This is a genomic window from Nocardiopsis sp. Huas11, assembly GCF_003634495.1.
Classification (GTDB): Bacteria; Actinomycetota; Actinomycetes; order Streptosporangiales; family Streptosporangiaceae; genus Nocardiopsis.
In genome coordinates this window covers 297,683-317,179 of the sequence record NZ_RBKY01000001.1, presented here as the reverse complement: position 1 = coordinate 317,179, position 19,497 = coordinate 297,683, and the positions used below count along the sequence as shown (strand labels likewise).

17 protein-coding genes and 1 pseudogene are annotated in these 19,497 nt (G+C 73.0%); 12 read left to right on the top strand and 6 right to left on the bottom strand.

All coding sequences use genetic code 11. The features are described from left to right. Positions 1–112: 112 nt before the first annotated feature. The gene (locus tag DFP74_RS01395; RefSeq protein WP_121180037.1) at positions 113–1,912 is read left to right on the top strand and encodes a long-chain fatty acid--CoA ligase; all 1,800 of its coding nucleotides are present in this window, start codon (positions 113–115) and stop codon (positions 1,910–1,912) included. Between the two features lie 67 nt (positions 1,913–1,979). Here the strand turns inward: DFP74_RS01395 and DFP74_RS01390 are convergent, their stop codons facing one another. Beyond that, positions 1,980–2,528 carry a hypothetical protein gene (locus DFP74_RS01390; protein ID WP_233570755.1) on the bottom strand — a complete coding sequence of 183 codons (549 nt, stop codon included), beginning with the start codon at positions 2,526–2,528 and terminating at the stop codon, positions 1,980–1,982. A gap of 236 nt (positions 2,529–2,764) precedes the next feature. On the opposite strand from DFP74_RS01390, the gene DFP74_RS01385 reads away from it, so the two are divergent. From DFP74_RS01385 to DFP74_RS01375, 3 genes are read left to right on the top strand one after another with little or no spacing between them, the layout of a single operon-like run. After that, entirely contained in the window at positions 2,765–3,301 is a 537-nt protein-coding gene (locus DFP74_RS01385) for a helix-turn-helix transcriptional regulator (protein ID WP_121180036.1), read from the top strand. Between the two features lie 12 nt (positions 3,302–3,313). Next, positions 3,314–4,384 carry a serine hydrolase gene (locus tag DFP74_RS01380; RefSeq protein ID WP_121180035.1) on the top strand — a complete coding sequence of 357 codons (1,071 nt, stop codon included), beginning with the start codon at positions 3,314–3,316 and terminating at the stop codon, positions 4,382–4,384. Next, positions 4,384–4,767: a hypothetical protein gene (locus tag DFP74_RS01375; RefSeq protein WP_121180034.1), complete on the top strand. Its 384-nt coding sequence runs from the start codon at positions 4,384–4,386 to the stop codon at positions 4,765–4,767. Before DFP74_RS01380 ends, DFP74_RS01375 begins: the two co-directional genes overlap by 1 nt. A 120-nt stretch (positions 4,768–4,887) precedes the next feature. On the opposite strand, the gene DFP74_RS01370 is transcribed toward DFP74_RS01375, so the two are convergent. Continuing rightward, the gene (locus DFP74_RS01370; RefSeq protein WP_121180033.1) at positions 4,888–5,847 is read right to left on the bottom strand and encodes an SDR family NAD(P)-dependent oxidoreductase; all 960 of its coding nucleotides are present in this window, start codon (positions 5,845–5,847) and stop codon (positions 4,888–4,890) included. A 171-nt stretch (positions 5,848–6,018) separates the two neighbouring features. Between DFP74_RS01370 and DFP74_RS01365 the strand changes: the two genes are divergently transcribed. Next, positions 6,019–7,011, top strand: coding sequence for a LacI family DNA-binding transcriptional regulator (locus DFP74_RS01365; protein WP_121187954.1), 993 nt, complete (start codon positions 6,019–6,021; stop codon positions 7,009–7,011). Between the two features lie 219 nt (positions 7,012–7,230). Continuing rightward, the gene (locus DFP74_RS01360; RefSeq protein ID WP_121180032.1) at positions 7,231–8,424 is read left to right on the top strand and encodes an MFS transporter; all 1,194 of its coding nucleotides are present in this window, start codon (positions 7,231–7,233) and stop codon (positions 8,422–8,424) included. 26 nt (positions 8,425–8,450) lie between these two features. On the opposite strand, the gene DFP74_RS01355 is transcribed toward DFP74_RS01360, so the two are convergent. Next, positions 8,451–9,905, bottom strand: coding sequence for a PLP-dependent aminotransferase family protein (locus tag DFP74_RS01355; RefSeq protein ID WP_233570754.1), 1,455 nt, complete (start codon positions 9,903–9,905; stop codon positions 8,451–8,453). 68 nt (positions 9,906–9,973) lie between these two features. On the opposite strand from DFP74_RS01355, the gene DFP74_RS01350 reads away from it, so the two are divergent. Further along, on the top strand, positions 9,974–10,612 hold the full coding sequence (locus tag DFP74_RS01350; protein ID WP_121180031.1) for a pyridoxamine 5'-phosphate oxidase family protein: 639 nt from the start codon (positions 9,974–9,976) through the stop codon (positions 10,610–10,612). On the opposite strand, the gene DFP74_RS01345 is transcribed toward DFP74_RS01350, so the two are convergent. Next, positions 10,609–11,418, bottom strand: a complete 810-nt coding sequence (locus tag DFP74_RS01345) for a DUF817 domain-containing protein (protein ID WP_121180030.1) — start codon at positions 11,416–11,418, stop codon at positions 10,609–10,611. The two genes, DFP74_RS01350 and DFP74_RS01345, sit on opposite strands and share 4 nt — an antisense overlap. A 47-nt stretch (positions 11,419–11,465) precedes the next feature. Continuing rightward, a complete protein-coding gene (locus DFP74_RS01340; RefSeq protein WP_121180029.1) occupies positions 11,466–12,710 on the bottom strand; it encodes a GTP-binding protein in 1,245 nt (414 codons plus the stop codon). A 491-nt stretch (positions 12,711–13,201) separates the two neighbouring features. Here DFP74_RS01340 and DFP74_RS01335 point away from each other — a divergent pair, with 491 nt between their 5' ends. The 4 genes from DFP74_RS01335 to idi all read left to right on the top strand — a co-directional run bounded on the left by DFP74_RS01335 (position 13,202) and on the right by idi (position 17,707). Then, on the top strand, positions 13,202–14,605 hold the full coding sequence (locus DFP74_RS01335; RefSeq protein WP_121187952.1) for a family 2B encapsulin nanocompartment shell protein: 1,404 nt from the start codon (positions 13,202–13,204) through the stop codon (positions 14,603–14,605). A 38-nt stretch (positions 14,606–14,643) separates the two neighbouring features. Next, entirely contained in the window at positions 14,644–16,005 is a 1,362-nt protein-coding gene (locus DFP74_RS01330) for a family 2 encapsulin nanocompartment cargo protein terpene cyclase (RefSeq protein ID WP_121180028.1), read from the top strand. Between the two features lie 111 nt (positions 16,006–16,116). Beyond that, entirely contained in the window at positions 16,117–16,980 is an 864-nt protein-coding gene (locus DFP74_RS01325) for a geranyl diphosphate 2-C-methyltransferase (RefSeq protein WP_121180027.1), read from the top strand. 130 nt (positions 16,981–17,110) lie between these two features. Continuing rightward, the gene (idi, locus tag DFP74_RS01320) at positions 17,111–17,707 is read left to right on the top strand and encodes an isopentenyl-diphosphate Delta-isomerase (RefSeq protein ID WP_121180026.1); all 597 of its coding nucleotides are present in this window, start codon (positions 17,111–17,113) and stop codon (positions 17,705–17,707) included. A 12-nt stretch (positions 17,708–17,719) separates the two neighbouring features. Here the strand turns inward: idi and DFP74_RS01315 are convergent. After that, positions 17,720–17,830 (bottom strand): annotated as a pseudogene (locus DFP74_RS01315) (DNA-binding response regulator); the annotation flags it as partial. Positions 17,831–18,065: 235 nt separating this feature from the next. On the opposite strand from DFP74_RS01315, the gene iscB reads away from it, so the two are divergent. Next, a complete protein-coding gene (gene iscB / locus DFP74_RS01310; RefSeq protein ID WP_233570753.1) occupies positions 18,066–19,484 on the top strand; it encodes an RNA-guided endonuclease IscB in 1,419 nt (472 codons plus the stop codon). Positions 19,485–19,497: the final 13 nt, after the last annotated feature.

The window sequence follows — 19,497 nt, the reverse complement described above, 5'->3', positions numbered from 1 at the left end:
GCGTCCGCGCGACCCCGGGGAACCCCGCGAAAGCCCCGTACGCGCGGGGGGCCGACTGCTAGCGTCGACCGTGTTCCAGGTCACACTCGCGAGGTCGCCCCCAGGAGTGCGGATGAGTCCGACCACACCCACCGTCACCCACCTCCTCCAGCGCAACGCCGAGGCCTGGCCCGACCGGCCCGCACTCTCCTGGCGTGAACCCGGCTCCGCCGACTGGACCACGCTCACCTGGTCGCGGGTGCGCGACCGCGTCGCCGGGCTCGCCGAGGGGTACACGGCCCTGGGCGTGGCCCCCGGGGACCACGTCCTGCTCATGATGGGCAACCGGCCCGAGCACTGGCTCAGCGACCTCGCCCTGGTCCGGGCCGGAGCGGTCACCACCACCGTCTACTCCACCTCCGCGCCCGACCAGGTCCACTACATCGCCCGGCACAGCCGCGCCCGGCTCGCGGTCGTCGGCGACGCCGCCACCGCCCGGGTCTGGGAGCGGCCGGCGGCCGACCCCGACACGCCCCTGGAACGAGTGGTCGTCGTGGACGGGGCCGACCCCGAATGCGGGCACGTGCCGTTCGCGGACCTGGCCGCGGGGTCCGCGACCGGGCCGGTCGACCCGGAGTCCGGGCACGTCCCCGACCCCGGAGACCGGCTCACCGTCGTGTACACCTCCGGCACCACCGGCGAGCCCAAGGGCGTGGTCCTGACCCACCGGCACGTGTTCGACAACGCGACGGCGCTGGACCGGGTGGTCGAGCTGCCCGACCACGCCGCCCACATCTGCTACCTGCCCCTGGCGCACATCGCCGAGCGCATGCTGGGCCTGTACCTGCCGCTGTATCGCGCCTCGCACGTGTGGCTGTGCGCCGACCCGCAGGACCTGCCCGAGGTCCTGCGGCACGTGCGGCCGCCCCAGTTCTTCGGGGTGCCGCGCGTGTGGGAGAAGCTCGCCTCCGCCCTGCGCGCGGGCCTGGACCGCCTCCCCGAGGAGCAGCGCGCCGCCGTCGACCGGGCCCGCGCCCTGGCCGCCGAGCACCTCGCCCGCCGCGAGCGGGGGGAGCCGGTCCCCGACGAGCTGGACGAAAGCTTCCACCAGGCGCGGGACCAGGTCCTGCGGCCGCTCCTGGCCGCGGCGGGCCTGGACCGGGTCGTCTGGGCGGCCAGCGCGTCCGCGCCCATGCCCCTGGAGGTCGTCCGGTTCTGGGCGGGCCTGGGCGTCGCGGTCATGGACGCCTGGGGGCTGACCGAGTCCACCGGCGTGGCCACCGTCAACAGCCCCGTCAGCGGATTCCGCCTGGGATCGGTCGGCCGACCGCTCGACGGGGTGGAGCTGCGGGTGGCCGACGACGGCGAGGTCCTGCTGCGCGGGGCGACGGTGTTCGAGGGCTACCTGCGACCGGACGGGACGGTCGAGCCCGCCGCGGACGCCGAGGGCTGGTTCGCCACGGGCGACGTCGGCCGTCGCGACGAGGACGGGTTCGTGTGGATCACCGACCGCAAGAAGGAGCTCATCGTCACCTCCCACGGCAAGAACGTGGCCCCCTCGCCGGTCGAGAACGCGCTCAAGGAGCACCCGCTCATCGGCCAGGCCTACGTGCACGGCGACGGGCGCCCCCACCTGGTGGCCCTGCTCGTCCTGGACCCCGAGACCGCGCCGGTCTGGGCCGCCGCGCACGGTGCCGACACCGGCGGCGACGGGCGGTCCCTGGCCGAGCACCCCGCCGTCCTCGCGGAGGTCGACCGTGCCGTCGGGGCGGCCAACGCGCGGCTCAGCCGCCCCGAACAGGTCAAACGCCACCGTCTGCTGGACCGGGAATGGGGGCCCGCCACGGGCGAGCTGACCCCCTCGCTCAAGCTCCGCCGGCGCGTGGTCCAAGACCTGTACCGCGAGGAGCTGGCCGCCCTCTACGCGCCCTGACGGCGGTGCGCGCACGAAGCGGCCCCCGCCTCCGGGGTCGGAGGCGGGGGCCGGTGGAAGGGCCGGATCAGACGGGGTGCCTGCGGTCGCCCGTCCGCGGCGCCTGGGCCGCGTCCTCGGCGGGCGCCGTCCGCTGGGACTCGGGCTTGGCGTGGGCGGCGCGGCGTCCGCTGCGGTAGGCGGCGTGCTGGTCGTCGGCCATGCGGTCGGTGACCGTCTCGTCCCGGTCCCTCGCGATCTCGCGGTCCGGCCAGCCGGCGGTCAGGGCGTAGATCACCAGGAGGTCGATGGCGATCGCGACGAGCGACCACAGGGGCAGGGCCACCAGGAAGGCCAGTTGGGCGAGGGCGTTCACCGCGGCCAGCACGATGCCGAAGACCCGTGCCCACGTGCTGCCGGACAGGACCGCGGCGCCGGCGACCACCAGGACCAGGCCCCATCCGCCGAGGAGGAGGCCCCAGGCCCCGTACTCGAGGAGGAGCAGTTCCCCGCCGGCCACGGCGTAGAAGGTGGGAGTCAAGAGGGCGACGAGCCCCTGGATGATGTTCACGGCGCCGATCATCATCATCAGCGTCGCGGCGAAGAACTGCCAGCCGTTGGGTGATCCGGTGCGCATTGCGTGCTCCTCACCAGGTGTTCCGGCGGCTCTCGTGAGCGGTGGGAACGTCCTGTCGGATGCTCCTTGAGCGCGGTCGTGCGCTCTCCACCACATCATCGAACGGCCGACCCCAACAGGGCTCCAGCGGTTGCTCCGGATCCGGTCAAGGATGCCCGCGAGCCCGCCCAGCCCGCCCCCGCGCCGTTCGGGATTACGGATTTACAGAATTACGTAATCTCGGATACGGTGGTGGGGTGAACAACGAACACGAGACCCGGCTGGCCGACCTGGAGGCGCGGGTCGCCGAACTCGAACGCCGCGCGGCGCAGCGGCCCCCGCGGACCGAAGCCGCGGCGGCGACCGGTGACGCCTTCTTCGCGCTCGACGCCCTGCGGGAGCGCGCCCCCGGCCGCGGCGGCGTGGTCTTCGCCGGCGTGGTCCGGGGCGAGGAGGGCGAGGAGCCCGCACTGGAGTGGCAGCAGGGGCTGCCGGTGGAGCGGCTCGCCGAACTCGACTGGTCCCAGTGCGCCGCGGCCCTGGACGCGCTGGGCAACCCCGTCCGGCTCTCCCTGCTGCACGCCGTCTGGTCGGGGACCCGCACGGTGGCCGGGCTGGCCGAGCTGTCCGGCTTCGGCACGACCGGCCAGATCTACCACCACGTGCACCAGCTCAGCGCCGCGGGCTGGCTCACCACCCTCAAACGCGGCCACTACGCCATCCCGCCCGAACGCGTCGTCCCGCTGCTCACCGTCCTGGTGGCCGCGGGTGCCGTGAACCGGCCCGTTTCCTGAGGAGGAACCCCGGTGCGATCCCGGCCCCTGACCGTCGCGGCCGCCTGCGCGGCCGCGGCCCTGATGGTGGTGCTCGGGCTGCTCGTGCGGCCCCACACACCCGCGCTGTCCTCCGAGGAGTCCGGTGATCCCGGACTGCTCGACCGTGCCCGACCACTGTTCGCCGAAGGCGTCCACCACCGCGTCAGCGTGGTCGAGATCGACGGATCGAGCACCCGCGTCGCCCACTTCGGCGCCGACGACGCCACCTCCTACGAGGTCGGCTCGTTCTCCAAGGCCCTGACCGGGCTCCTGCTCGCCGAGATGGTCGAGCGCGGCGAGGTCGACGAGGACACCGAGCTCGGCGAACTCCTGGAGCTGGACGGCGCCCCGGCGGCCTCGGTCACGCTCGCCGAACTGTCCGCCCACCGCTCCGGCCTGCCCCGGCTCTCCCCGCGCCCGCGCGACGCGATCGGGGCCTGGGTCGCCACGGTCACGGCCCGGGACCCCTACCGGTTCGACGTGGACACCCTGGTGGAACAGGTCGCCGCGGCCGAGACCTCCGGCCGCGGCGAGTTCACCTACTCCAACCTGGGGGCCGCCGTCCTCGGCCAGGCCCTGGCGGCCCGCGCCGGAACCGACTACGCCGACCTGCTGCGCGCACGGGTCCTCGACCCGCTGGACCTGGACGCCACCGTGCTGCCGGCCACCGCGGCCGACCTGCCCGCCGGTGCGATCGAGGGCACCAACGAGAAGGGCCGCTCGGCCGACCCCTGGCTCGCCGGCGCCTATGCCCCCGCCGGCGGGGTGCGCTCCACTCCCGCGGACATGGCGGCGCTGGCCCGTGCCCTGCTGTTCGACGACCCGCCGGGGGCCCGGGCGATGGAACCGCGCTGGGACGACGGCGAGGACGGCGGGGTGGGGTTGGGCTGGTTCGTCGACGACCACGGCGGCACCGACGTCACCTGGCACAACGGCGGTACGGGAGGGTTCGCGACCATGCTCGCACTGGACCGCGAGGGCGGGCGCGCCGTGGTCGTCCTGGCCGACACCGCCACCGGTGTCGAGTCCCAGGCGCGGGACCTGCTGCTGGGGGAGGCGTGATGAGCGAGGTCGTGATCTACGCCGTGGGCGGCCTGCTGGTCCTCGTCGCGGCGGTCATGTCCGGGGGCCTCCTGCTGGGAGCCTGGCGCCCGCGGGGCGCCGGGCGGCTCCAGGACCGCTGGGACGCGCTCCACCGGTTCGTGAACGCCCTGTTCATGACCGTGGTCGCCCTGCTGTCGGTCTCCTGGACGATGTTCCCGCAGGGGCTGTGGTATCTGCTGGTGGTCCTGCTCGCCGCCGCGGCCGCCGGGACGGTCCTGCGCTGGCCGGAGCTGGCCTGGCGGGCCGAGGACGAGAAGGCGGCCACGCGCCGGGTCTCGGCCCTGGGGACACTGCCGTTCGCGGCCGTGGCGGTCGCGGTCCTGGTCGTCGTCCTGGTCTGAGCCCGGCTTCGGCCGGGCGGGCCGGGGCCGCGGCGGGTCGGCTACCGGGCCCCGCCGAGCCCGGACGCCGGCCCTCCGCCGGGCCGGACACCCTGGACGGTCCGGCCCGGCGGGGGCCGGTCAGGCGAACGCGTCCACGCCCGTCAGTTCCGCGGAGAACCGCCACAGGCGGGCGGCCTGCTCGGGGTCCACGGCGTGGTCGCTCACCCCGGGGCGGTCCGGGTCGGTGCCGGCCGGGACCGCCACGTCCACGTCCTCGCAGTACACCCCGCCCATCCCGTCCAGCCGCGGCGACGTCGCGGCCCACACCTGGGTGGCCGCGCCCTGCTCCGGCGTCTTGAACTTCGGGTCGGCCACATTGCCCTCCGCGTCGATCCAGCCGTTGGCGACCATCTCTTCCTTGGCCATGTGGCGCTGGAGCGGGGTGATGATCGCACCGGGGTGCAGGGAGAACACCCGCACGCCGGCGTCGGCACCGCGCCGGTCGGCCTCGACGGCGAACAGGACGTTGGCCGTCTTGGACTGGCTGTAGGCCGCCCACCGGTCGTACCCCTGCGCGAACCAGGGGTCGTCCCAACGGATCGCCGACCCGTGGTGGCCGCTCGAGGACACGGACACCACACGGGCGCCCGTGCCACTGCTGAGTGCGGGCCACAGGCGGTTGACCAGGGCGAAGTGGCCCAGGTGGTTGGTGGCGAACTGGTACTCCCACCCCGGCCCCACCACCTGGTGGGGGCAGGCCATCACGCCGGCGTTGTCGATGAGGACGTCGATGGACCGCCCGCTCGCCAGAAAGCGGTCGGCGAAGGCGGCCACGCTCTCCAGGTCCGCCAGGTCCAGGGTCTCGACCTCCGCACCCGGGAGGCCGTCCAGGGCCTCGCGCGCGCTCTCCGGTCGCCGGGCCGGCACGACGACGCGGGCGCCCGCCCCGGCCAGGGCCCGGGTGGTCTCCAGGCCGAGACCGGAGTACCCGCCGGTCACGACCGCGAGCCGCCCGGTCAGGTCGATGCCCTCCAGGACGTCGCGGGCGGTGCTGCGCGCGCCGAACCCGGAACCGATCGGCTTCTGTGGTGTCGTCATGCGTGTCACGGTAGGACCTGGAGCGCACTCCAGGTCAAGCGGGAAGTAGCATCGGCTCGATCCGGCCCGGACCGGGCCGGCCACCGGGGGGACGGTATGGGCGAGACCGGCAGCGGCACCGACGGCCAGGACACCGGCGGCGGCACGGCGCCGACCGGACGGCGGCCCACGATGGCCGACGTCGCCGCACGCGTCGGAGTCTCCCGCCAGCTGGTGTCCCTGGTGATGAACGACAGCCCCGGCCCGAGCGCGGCGACCCGCCAGCGCATCCTGCAAGCGGCGGAGGAACTCGGCTACCGGGCCGACAAGGCCGCCCGCATGCTGCGCCGGGCGCGCAGCCGCCAGGTGGGCGTGCTGTTCACCATGGAGCACCCGCTCGACGTCCACCTGGTCGAGGCGGTCTACCCGGCGGCGGCCGCCCTGGACTACGGCGTCGTCCTGAGCGCGCTGCTCGCCACCCGCGGGGAGCGCGAGGCGATCGACGACCTCCTGGGCCTGCGCTGCGAGGCCCTGATCCTCATCGGCCTGTCCGCCGCCGCCCCCTCGGACCTGGCCACGGTCGCCGAGCGGGTCCCCGTCGTGGAGATCGGCCAGCGCACCGGGGCCGAGGGCACCGACAGCGTCCGCACCGCGGACGCCGACGGCGTGCGCAAGGCGGTCGACCACCTGGCCGCCCTGGGGCACCGCAGGATCGCGCACGTGGACGGCGGGATCCTGCCGGGCGCCCCCGAACGCGTGGCCGGCTACCTCGAAGGGATGCGCGCGCACGGGCTGGCGGCGCTCACCGACGTGCTCCCGGGCGACTACTCCGAGGAGTCCGGGGCGCGCGCCGCCCGGGCCCTGCTGGCGCGCGACGCCCTGCCCTCCGCGGTGATCACTGGCAACGACCTGGCCGCCCTCGGCCTGGTGGAGACGTTCGTGCGTGCGAACGTGCGGGTGCCGCAGGACGTGTCGGTGGTCGGCTACGACGACAGCCGCACCGCCCGGCTGTCCTTCCTGGACCTGACGTCCGTGCGCCAGGACGCGGCCCTCATGGCCCGGCTGGCGGTGGGCGCGGCGGCCGAACGGCTTGACGACGGGCGCAGGCGCAGCGCGCACCTGGTGCTGGAGCCCGAACTCGCCGTCCGGAGCAGCACGGCGCCGCCGCGTCCCGGCCTCGGCTGACCTGCGCGAGGCCTGGCGGAGGCGGCCGCGAGGGAGATCACAGCCCCAGGACTTGGGCTCGACGGGGGTCGGATGCCACCCTGGAGTTAGCACGTGCCAACAACCTCCGTGCCCGACCCGGGTACCCGATCCGCGCCATGCCCCGCGCTCACCGCGATCCCGTTCCCGCCCTCCCCGCCTCCTCTTCGTCTTCGCGCTCCGCGCGAGAAAGGCACCGTCATGCCTCTGGCCCTGTTCGCCCTGGCTCTCGGGGCGTTCGCCATCGGTACCACCGAGTTCGTGATCATGGGCCTGCTGCCCGAGGTGGCCCGTGACCTGAACGTCCCCATCTCGACGGCCGGCTACCTCATCTCCGCCTATGCCGGGGGCGTGGTGGTCGGCGCGCCCCTGCTCACCGCGCTGAGCACGCGGCTGCCGCGCAAGACGGTCCTGCTGGTGTTCATGGGCGTCTTCCTGGTCGGCAACCTCGCCACCGTCGTCGCCGACTCCTACGGCGCCGTGTTCGCGGCCCGGGTGCTGGCCGGACTCCCGCACGGCGCCTTCTTCGGCGTGGGCGCGCTCGTGGCCGCCTACATGGCGGGGCCGGACCGCAAAGCCACCGCCGTCGCCCGGATGTTCCTGGGACTGACCATCGCCAACATCGTCGGCGTGCCCACCGGGACCTTCCTCGGCCAGTTCATGGGCTGGCGCGCGGCCTTCCTGGCCGTGGTGGTCATCAGCGCGCTGGCCATCGTCGCGATCGCGGTGTTCGTACCCAGGCTGCCCGCGCCCCCCGGTGGCGGGCTCCGGCGCGAGATGGCCGCCCTCGGCGACCGCCAGGTCCTGCTCGGGCTGCTGACCGCGGTGTTCGGGTTCGCCGGGGTGTTCGCCGTCTACAGCTACATCTCGCCGATGCTCACCGAGCTGGCCGGGATGTCCGCGGCGGGGATCCCGCTGGTCCTGGCGCTCTTCGGGACCGGGATGACCCTGGGCTCGCTCGTGGTGGGGCCGCTGGCCGACCGGGCGCTGCGGCCCACCATCTTCGGTGCGCTGGCCTCCCTGGCCGTGGTGCTGGTGGTGTTCTCCTTCACCGTGCACAACCCCTGGACCGCCGCGGTCACCGTCGTGGTGCTCGGAGCGGTCGGGTTCGGCGTGGCCACCCCCTTGCAGGTCCTGGTGATGAACAAGGCCGAGCGGGCGCCGACGATGGCCTCGGCCTCCAACCACTCCGCCTTCAACCTCGCCAACGCGGGGGGAGCGTGGCTGGGCGGTGTCGGCATCAGCATGGGCCTGGGACTGACCTCGCCCGCGCTGATCGGCGCGGTCCTGGCCGTGGCCGGTCTGGGCATCGCCGTCACGGCGGCCCTGCTGGACCGCCCCTCCGCCGGATCCGGCGGCACGGAGGCGCCGCTGGCGGGCGCCGCCGTCGAGTAGGACGGCCCCCGGGGGCGGCGCCGGGTTCAGGTCCGCTCGCCGCCCCCCACGTGCCGGGCGAGGATCCCGGCCAGGGCCCGGCAGCCCCGGCGCAGGTCGGAGGGATGGGTCGTCCCGTAGCCGAGGACCAGACCGTGCACGGACCAGGCTCCCCGCCCGGTCCGGGTCAGGTCGTCGACGAGGAGGCCGTGCTCGGCCGCCTCGGCCACCACGGGCGCCACGGCCCGCTCCGGCAGCGGCAGGGCCACGTGCAGGCCCGCGGTGTCGCCGGTCAGGTAGGGCCCCAGGAACTCCTTGACGACGCCGCGGCGGCGGGCGTACTCCCGCCGCATCCGGCGCAGGTGCCGGTCCAGGTCCCCGCGCTCCAACAGCAGGGCGGTGGCCGCTTGAGCCGGACCGCTGGTGCGGTCCGACAGGCTCCGCCGCATCTCCGCCACCCGCCGCAGCAGGTCGGGCTCGGCCACCAGCCAGCCCACGCCCAGGTCCGGGGACAGGGTCTTGGACAGGGTGCCGAGGAGCACCACGCGACCGGGATCGAGCCCGTACAGGGCGGGCAGCGGCGCGACGTCGTAGCGGAACTCGGAGTCGTAGTCGTCCTCGATCACCACGGCGCCCGTCTCCCGGGCCCAGGCCAGCAGGCGTTCACGGCGGGGGATGGGCAGTCGCCCGCCGAGCGGGTACTGGTGGGCGGGCGTGGTGTAGACGACCGACACATCGCGCGGCAGGTCGTCGACCACGAGGCCGTTGTGGTCGACCGGGCAGGGGACGATCCGCGCCCCGCGCGCGCCGAGCACGGTCGCGGCCCGCGGATACCCGGGGTCCTCCACACCCGCGGACGTGCCCGGCCCGAGCAGGGCGGCGCCGACCAGGTCCAGCCCGTTGCCGGTGCTCCGCGTGACCAGGACGTTCTCCGGGCCCACGCGGATGCCGCGGGCACGGCGCAGGTGCTCGGCCAGCAGCGCGCGCAGCCGGGGCAGCCCGTGGGGGTCGGGGTCGTCGTCCAGCGGCTGTTCCGCCGCGTGCCGCCAGGCCCTGCGCCAGGCGGCGAGGTCGTGGTCGCGGACCCAGGGCGCGCCGGGGCGCAGGTCGACCAGGCCGCGCCGGCGCGCCTCGTGCCGGGACCACCGGACGCGCCCGGACGCCCCGCCCGGTGAGTGCCGCCGCCGGAGGTCGTCGGCCGAGGGTGGTGGTCGGGTGGACTCCGCGGAGCGGCCCTCGGAGTGGTCCGCGACGAACGTGCCCGAACCGTGGCGGCCGTCGAGCCAGCCCTCCGCGTACAGCTGCTGGTAGGCCTCGGTGACCACGGTCCGGCTCACGCCCAGCTCCGTCGCCAGGGCGCGTGAGGAGGGCAGCCGGGACCCGGGGGTCAGGACGCCCGCGGACATGGCCCCGCGCAGCTGGTCGGAGAGCTGGACGGCGAGCGGGGTCCCTGCCTCGCGGTCCAGGCGCACGGGCGGCTCGGTCGTGTGGCGGCGAGTCAAAGTGGTCTTCCGTTTTCATCGAGAAGTGGCCATGGGCGCGATAGCCACTTCTCCCTAGGCTGACACACATGCTCTCGACGACAGAACGCACCCGGCTCGGGCGCGCCAAGCACAAGGCCCGGACCGACCGCCAGGAGCTCTACGACCTCCTCGACTCCGGGATGGTCTGCCATCTCGGGGTCATCGCCCGCGGCGCCCCCATGGTGGTCCCCACCTGCTACGGCCGCGTCGGCGACACCCTCTACGTGCACGGCTCCACCGGGGCGCGGTCCCTGAGCGCCCCGGGGGAGGTGTGCGTCACGGTGACCCACCTGGACGGCATCGTCCTGGCCCGCTCCGCGTTCCACCACTCCGTCAACCACCGGTCGGCGATGATCTTCGGGACGCCGCGCGAGGTCACCGACGAGGACGAGCGGCTGACGGCGCTGCGGGCCGTGACCGAGCAGCTCGCGCCCGGCCAGTGGGACGCGGTCCGCGGGCCCACCGCCAAGGAGCTCGCCGCCACGCGCGTCCTCGCGCTCTCGTTGGAGGAGGCCTCGGTCAAGGTCCGCACGGGTCCGCCCGCCGACGACGAAGAGGACTACGCCCTGCCGGTCTGGGCGGGCGTGCTCCCCGTCCGCCAGGTGTTCGGCGAACCCGAGCCCGACCCCGCCCTGGCCGAGGGGGACGGGGTACCCGCCCACATCGCCGCGCGGCTGCCCCGCTAGCGGCCCTCGGCGGCGTCGCCGCGACCGAATCCGGTCCGCCAGGTGGCCACGAGCACGAACGAGACCACGACCAGGAGCGACCAGGCCCCGAGCTTGGACACGTGCACCATCTCCCAGGCCTGTTCCTGATGGGGGTAGCTCCAGGCGCCGAGCAGCGTGGACACGTTCTCCGCGATCCACAGGAACAAGCCGATGAGCAGGAAGGACAGCGACAGCGGCATCCGGTACCGCGCCTCGCCGACCGTGTAGTGGACCCGGGTGCCCCAGGTGACCGCGATCAGCGCGATCGCCAGCCACACCCGCACGTCCGGCAGCCAGTGGTGCGTGAAGAAGTTGGCGTAGACCAGGGCCGCCACCGCGGTCGTGGCCGCGGGCCGGTAGTCGGTCAGCCCGAGGTCGAGCAGCCGCCAGGCGCGCACGACGTAGGAGCCGACGGCGGCGTACATGAACCCGCTGTAGAGCGGCACCCCGCCGATCTTGGTCCACGCGTCGCCGGGATAGGACCACGAGCCCACGTGCACCTTGAACAGCTCGAGCGCCAGGCCCACGACGTGGAAGCCGAGGATGGCCAGCACCTCGCGCCCCGTCTCCAGCCGCAGCGCCCAGAACGCCGCGGTCAGGGCGACGCCGTAGAGCAGCAGGGCGTCGTAGCGGGGGATCGGCAGGGGGACGGCGGCGCTCAGCGCGAGTCCGGCGAAGATACCGACGGCGAAGGCGCAGGCGCGTGCCTGCGCCCAGCCGAACCGGAGGAGCCGGCCGGCGCCGTGGCGCGCGAGCGGCCAGGGGGAGGTTCGGGTGGAGGTCATGGGACGTGGGACGTCCGACCCCCTCCCCGGGTTCGCCCGGTCCTCCCTCAGCCGTGCGGCGCGGTCGCGACCCCGTGGTCGTGCGCGTGGACTCCGGCCACGTCCCAGTCGGGGAAGGGGTCGGCCAGGTCCGTCCAGGCGCCCGCCATCTCCTGGTCGGTGAGCAGGCAGGCGCGCAGGGCCCCGGTCAGGGCGTCGCCGCGCAGCCCCGTGCCGATGAACACCAGCTCCTGGCGCGGCTCCAGGGCCTCGGACTCCTCGTCGTCGGGCAGGCACAGGAGGGGCGCGTCCGCCGGGTCCCACACGCCGGAGGGCTCGAACCGCGCCACGGGCCCGGCCTGTGACCACATCCCGGTGACGTGGTGGCGCGTGGCCAGCCAGAAGAAGCCCTTCGAGCGCAGCAGGACGCCGAACTCGCCGGAGTCCAGGCGCTCGGAGAGCAGGGACCACAGGCGTGCGGGGTGGAAGGGCCGGTCGGCACGGAAGACCGTGCTGGAGATGCCGTACTCCTCGGTCTCGGGCACGTGGTCGCCGTTGAGCTCGGCCGCCCAGCCGGGCGCGCGCGAGGCGCGTTCCAGGTCGAACAGTCCCGTCCCCACGATCTCGCCGACGGCCACACGGCCGTGTTCGGAGCGCAGCACGCGGGCCAGGGGGTTGAGCCGGCGCAGGGCCGCCTCGACCTCGTCGGCCTCCCGCGGGGTGACCAGGTCGGTCTTGTTGAGCAGCAGGACGTCGGCGAACTCCACCTGGTCGATGAGCAGGTCGCTGACGGTGCGCTCGTCGTCCTCGTAGGCGTCGAGCCCGCGCGAGAGCAGGTCGTCGCCCTGGCGCAGTTCGCGCAGGAAGCCGGCGGCGTCGACCACCGACACCATGGTGTCCAGGCGGGCCCGGTCCATCAGGCGCGTGCCGTCCAGGCCGGGGAAGGTGAAGGTGGCCGCCACAGGCATGGGCTCGGAGATGCCGCTGGACTCGATGAGCAGGTAGTCGAACCGCCCCTCGTCGGCGAGCCGACCGACCTCCTCCAGCAGGTCGTCGCGCAGGGTGCAGCAGATGCAGCCGTTGGTCATCTCGACCAGGCGCTCGTCGGTCCGTGAGAGCGCGCCGCCGTCGCGGACGAGCCCGGCGTCGACGTTGACCTCGCTCATGTCGTTGACGATCACCGCCACCCGCAGCCCGTCCCGGTTGCCCAGGACGTGGTTGAGCAGGGTGGTCTTGCCCGCTCCGAGGAAGCCGGAGAGCACGGTGACGGGCAGGGCAGTGCCTGACGTGACAGGAGTGGTAATGGTTTTCATTCCCGCATGCTATCCGGCCTGGCACTCGGATCGGTCGGCCGCATTGCGGGCTCGGGTTGGGCCGGTATTCACGGGTTCGGGTGGAGTGGTCCCTCATCTTCAGCGCCCGTGGGGGAGGGGTCGCCGAGTCTTCGGCCGTAGCGGCCCTACCTCGGGCTTCGTGGTGTTTTCGCAGCTCACGGGTGTCATGTCGGTTCTGACGTGCCGTGGTCACGGTGCGTGTCCGGCGCTCGACGGGGTCGCCTTCGACCGGCCCGGCCGAACGCGATCCGGGCGGGGGTCGCGGCGATCTTTCAGAACCGGTTGTGCCGCCCGGAGGGCGACCCTAGTGTGATCCACGGTTCACGGAGTGTTCGTCCTCGCAGGCCAGCGGGGTGACCGGCGCCCGTGTCCGCGCACGCGCAACCCTCTCCCTCCCCTGCCCGTGGCCGGCCGAACGTCAGGCCGACTACGCGGTGTGGGTACGCGACTACCACGAGGAGACACAGCGGATGTCGATCGACACAGGTCCCGAGATCCGGAACGGCCAACAGCGGAGTCTGGCGACCGCGGCCGCCCGGAACCTGGCGACCACCACCAAGTCCGCACCGCAGATGCAGGGGAAGAGTTCCCGCTGGCTGCAGAGGATGCTGCCCTGGGTCCAGACCGAGGGCGGCGCCTACCGCGTCAACCGCCGCCTCAGCTACACCATCGGCGACGGCCGGATCCAGTTCGACCAGACCGGCGCCGACGTCGAGGTCATCCCCCAGGAACTCGGTGAGCTGGCGTTGCTGTCCGGCTTCGACGACCTGGGTGTGCTCAACGAGCTGGCCGGCCGCTTCACCCAGCGCGAGTTCGAGCCCGGTGACGTCCTCGCCCACGAGGACCGGCCCGCCGACCACCTCTACCTCCTGGCGCACGGCCGGGTGTACAAGACCACCGAGGGGCCCTACGGCGACCCCACCCGGATCGGCGTCCTGGCCGACGGCGAGCAGTTCGGCGAAGACGGCCTGCTCAACCCGGACGCGACCTGGGACTGCACCTACAAGGCCGTCACCGCCGGCACCATGCTCGAACTGCCCCGCCAGGAGTTCGCCGCCGTCATGGACGGCTCTCCGGGCCTGCGCGCCCACGTCGAGCGCTTCCTTGCCCAGCCGCTCAACGGACAGAACAAGTCCGGCGAGGCCGACATCGCCCTGCTCTCCGGCCACGTCGGCGAACCCGCCCTGCCCGGGACCTTCGTCGACTACGAGCTCCGGCCCCGCGAGTACGAGCTGAGCGTGGCCCAGACGGTCCTGCGCGTGCACACCAGGGTCGCCGACCTCTACAACAAGCCGATGAACCAGACCGAGCACCAGCTGCGGCTGACCATCGAGGCCCTGCGCGAGCGCCAGGAGAACGAACTCGTCAACAACCGCGAGTTCGGGCTACTGCACAACTGCGACTACAACCAGCGCATCCACACCGACAACGGCGCGCCCAGCCCCGACTGCCTGGACGACCTGCTGAGCATGCGCCGCAACACCCAGTACATGTTCGCCCACCCCAGCGCCATCGCCGCCTTCGGCAAGGAGTGCAACAAGCGGGGCATCACCATGGGCACCGTCGAGGTCGGCGGCCACCACCTGCCCGCCTGGCGCGGCGTGCCCCTGCTGCCCTGCGGCAAGATCCCGGTCACCGAGCACCACACCTCGTCGATCATCGCCATCCGTACCGGCGAGGACAACGAGGGCGTCATCGGCCTGCACCAGACCGGCCTGCCCGACGAGGTCGAGCCCGGCCTCAACGCGCGCTTCATGGGCATCGACGACCAGGCGATCATCTCCTACCTGGTCAGCACCTACTACTCCGCGGCCGTGCTCGTCCCCGACGCCATCGGCATCCTGGAGAACGTCGAGGTCCGCCCGCGTGCCTGAGCCCTGCCCGGCACTGCCAGTGAAGGAGGGCTGAGACGGTGTCACTGCTGTCGCGGATGGCCGCCTCCGCCGCCACGCACGACGTGGCGGTGCTGGTGGACTCCCTGATGTCCAACCCGCTGCGCCCGGGACCGCCCGACCTGCTGGCGCCCGGCCCCCCGTCGGCACGGGTGCCCGAACCGCCCGAGCCGGGAGCACCCGCCCCGGCGAACGCGGCCACGGCCCTGGCCCGGATCCCCACCGGACCCACCGGACTGGGGACCGGGGCGGCCCGGGCCCTCTTGCCCGACCGACCGCTCACGCCGAGTGCGCCGGTCCCCGCCCCGCTCCCGGCGGGGGCGGGCGCCCGGTGGCTGCCCGAGCCCCCCTCGGGACCCGGGACCGCGGCCGTGCGCGTCCTCGGCCACCGCGCCCCGCCCGAGCAGGACACCGCCGACGACGACGCCGTCCCGGCGCTGTACTGCCCGCCGGCCGTGCGCGACGACCGCGCCCTGGGCGACGAGGTCGACGAGCGGCTGGTCGAGTGGGCCGAGGAGGTGGGGATCTACCCCGGCAAACTGGACATGATCCGCCGCGCCGGGTTCGGTCGGCTGATCATGCTCGCCCACCCCGAGACCGACGACCCCGAGCGGTTGCTGGCCGCGGCCAGATGCGCGCTGGCCGAATGGTCCGTCGACGACCACTACGTCGACGGCGAGGTGGAGGAGTCCCGACCGGAACTCCTCGGCCAGCGACTGGCGGTCGCCCACTCGGTCATCGACCAGGCGCACATCTCCCGCGAGTACGCGCCCGAGCTGGAGAGGGTCGTGCGGGCCGATCCCGTCATGCGCGCCCTGCGCTCGGCCCTGGGCAAGCTCGCCGACCACGCGACGTGGACGCAGGTGCGCCGGCTGCGCCACGAGCTGGCCATCATGTTCGTCGCCTACAACCAGGAGGGCGTCTGGGGCAACACCGGTCAGCGGCCACCGGTGTGGGAGTTCCTGATGCACCGACACGAGAACAGCTTCGTGCCCTGCATGGTGCTCATCGACGCGGTCGCCGGCTACGAGCTGCCCATGGAGGAGTTCGCCGACCCCCGGGTGCGGCGCGTGTTCACCATGGCCGGCTCGGCCACCGTGATCGTCAACGACCTGTACTCCATGGGCAAGGAGGGCCCCGACGACACCAGCCTGCCCAGGCTCATCGCCGAAGAGGACGGGTGCACGATGCGCGAGGCGGTCGAACGCTCCGTGCGCATCCACGACGAGATGATGCGCACCGTCGAGTCCGAGGCGGCGGCCCTGGCCCTCACCGGATCGCCGCAACTGGGCCGCTTCCTGGCCGGGTTGTGGGCCTGGTGCGGCGGCAGCCGGGAGTGGCACGCCACCAGCGGCCGCTACCACGGCGACCGGTCCGGCTGAGTCGCCCCGACCTCACCCCACCACCCCGCACACCCTCTCCCGCCACCCGGTCCGCTCGCGCGGTCCGGTCGGCGGTCCTGCCCGACGACCACCAGCAAGGAGTCTTTCCGTATGACCATGACCTCCTCCCACGACACCGCCAAGGTCCTGCGCACCCAGTACCAGGAATCCGTCGCGGAGTACTGGAACGCCGAGAAGGACCCGGTCAACATCAAGCTCGGCGAGGTCGACGGCCTCTTCCACCACCACTACGGCATCGGGGACTACGACCCCTCGGTCCTGGAGGGGCCGGAGGAGACCCGCGACCAGCGGATCATCGAGGAGATGCACCGCCTGGAGACGGCCCAGGCCAACGTCCTGCTGGACCACCTCGGCGCGATCGGCCCCGAGGACCGGATCATGGACACCGGTTCGGGCCGGGGCGGCACCAGCTTCATGGCCAACCAGCGCTTCGGCTGCCACGTCGACGGCGTGACCATCTCGGAGAAGCAGGTGGCCTTCGCCAACGAGCAGGCCGAGCGGCGGGGCGTGTCCGACAAGGTCCGCTTCCACTTCCGCAACATGCTCGACACCGGCTTCCCCGCGGGCTCCCTGCGGGCGAGCTGGAACAACGAGTCCACCATGTACGTGGACCTGTTCGAACTGTTCGCCGAGCACGCCCGCCTGCTGGAGTACGGTGGCCGCTACGTCACCATCACCGGTTGCTACAACGACGTGACCGGCGGACGGTCCAAGGCGGTGAGCCGGATCGACGAGCACTACACCTGCAACATCCACGCCAGGAGCCAGTACTTCAAGGCGATGACGGCCAACAACCTGGTCCCGATCTCGGTCGTCGACCTCACCGGGCCGACCATCCCGTACTGGGAGCTGCGGGCGCAGTCGTCCGTGGCCACCGGTATCGAGGAGCCGTTCCTGACGGCCTACAAGGAGGGCAGTTTCCACTACCTGCTCATCGCGGCCGACCGGGTCTGAGCACCCCGGGCGTCCCAGGGGCGGGCCGGACACCCGCCCCCGGGCACGCCCGCACCAGCGCCCGCCCGCCCGGCCGCGCCAGGCCGGGCGGGCGCGGCCAGCCGCCCGTGGCCACCGACGGAAGGATGCCATGCCCACCAGCCACACCACCGGTCCGTCCACCGCCACCGACGAAGGAGCCCCCGGCGAGCCGATCATGCTCGAACTGGTCGACGAGTCCGGCACCACCATCGGGACCGCCGAGAAGCTGTCGGCGCACGTGTCGCCGGGCCGGTTGCACCGGGCCTTCTCCGTGTTCCTGCTGGACGACCGGGGCCGCCTGCTGCTCCAGCGGCGGGCCCTGAACAAGTACCACTCGCCCGGAGTGTGGTCCAACACCTGCTGCGGCCACCCCTATCCCGGCGAGCCGCCCTTCCTGGCGGCGGCCCGGCGCACCACCGAGGAACTGGGGGTGGCGCCGCTGCTCATGCGCGAGGCGGGGACGGTGCGCTACACCCACCCCGACCCGCACTCGGGCCTGGTCGAGCAGGAGTACAACCACCTCTTCGTGGGATTGGTGGGCGGTGAACTGCGCCCCGACCCCGAGGAGATCGCCGAGACCGCGTTCGCCGACCCCTGGGAGCTCGCCGTCCTGCCGGGGCAGAGCCCCTTCTCGGCCTGGTTCGGGACGGTCCTGGAGGCCGCGCTGCCCGCGATGCGGGAACTGGCCCCCGAGTCGGGCTGGTAGCGCCCGCCCGGCTCACCCGATGAGGCCGCGGCGGTAGGCCTCGCCGACCGCCGCGGCCCGGTCGCGGACACCGAGCTTGTCGTACACGTGCTGCAGATGGGTCTTGATGCTGGCCTCGCTGGTAACGGGATCCCGGCCTTGAAAGGCCGGGCTTGAGCCGAGCCGGCTGAAGCCGCCGTTACCAGCACTAGCCATCACCAATAAGGAGGTGACCTTGATGGCTACGTTTCACGCAGGAGAGAAGACCCACCAGGCCGTGCTTCCTCAGCGGCCTGCTCTGGAATCCGTGTCAGCAGACACCCGACGGATCTCGGACGAAACGGGGCGCGGACACCGCACCACTGGTGCGGTACCCGGCGTGGAACATGTGCGAGGGGAGACCACCACCGCCTCACCTGGCGAGGGTGGCGTCACCCCCGAGCCCGCAAGGGCCGGGGAGCGGGGCCGTGAGGTCCACATCCGAGCAAACGACCCGTATGTATTCGTCCTCGACAAGAAGCACCGGCCCCTGCAGCCTTGCCCGCCCGCCAGGGCCCGCAAGCTCCTGGCCAAGGGCCGAGCGGTCGTGCACCGCTACACCCCCTTCACGATCCGGTTGAAGGACCGCCTCCTCGAAGAATCGGAGGTGGACGGTGTCGAGGTCGGTATCGACCCCGGCTCGAAGTACACCGGTATCGCCGTGTTCACAGCCCGCGCGGGAGAACGCCGGGGTCGGCACGCGATCCAGCTCGACCACCGGGGCGCGGCCGTCAAGAAGAAGCTCCAGCAGCGTTCCGCCTATCGCAGGGGGCGCCGTTCCCGGAACCTGCGCTACCGGGCGCCCCGTTTCGACAATCGTGCCCGATCGAAGGGCTGGCTGGCCCCGTCACTCCAGCACCGGGTCGACACGACTGTCTCCTGGACGGACCGTCTGTGCCGGTGGGCGCCCGTCACAGCGGTGCATGTGGAGCTGGTCGCTTTCGACACCCATGCCCTGTCCGCTGGACGTCCTCTGGAGGGCGCCGAGTACCACAAGGGCACCCTGCACGGCTATGAGGTCCGCGAGTACGTCCTCGCCAAGTTCGGCCGAGCCTGTGCCTACTGCGGTATCACCAGCGTTCCATTGAATATCGACCACGTGCACCCCCGTTCCCGGGGCGGCTCGGACCGGGTGTCCAATTTGGCGCTAGCCTGTGTGCCCTGCAACCAGGCCAAGGCCGACCGGCCTGTTGAGGACTTCGCACCCCAGGCCGCCGCGCGGGTCCTGGGCCAAGCGAAGGCGCCCCTACGGGACGCCGCAGCGGTCCAGTCCACCCGGTGGGCGCTTTGGCGCGCCCTCGACACGCGCCTCCCCACCCATGTCGGGACGGGCGGGCGCACGAAGTGGAACCGCACCCGCAACGACATTCCCAAGTCCCACACTCTGGACGCTCTGTGCGTGGGCAAGCTCGAAGCGATCACGCAAACCGTGTCCACGGTCCTGGTCGCTGCGTGCTCCGGGCGGGGTTCTTACGCCCGGACTCGCACCGACCGGTACGGGTTCCCCCGACTACTCCTGCCCCGGGTCAAGGGCTTCTTCGGCTTTACCACCGGGGACCTGGTCCGCGCCGTCGTTCCCAAGGGGAAGAGAGCCGGAACCCACACTGGACGGGTCGCGGTACGCGCCTCAGGGAACTTCAACATCACCACCGCCCACGGCACCGTCCAGGGCATCGGCCACAGACATGTGCGCCTGCTCCAGCGCGCGGACGGCTACGCCTACACCCTCAGGAAGGCGGAGGGTGTTCCTCCTGGCTGAGAAGAACCGGGTT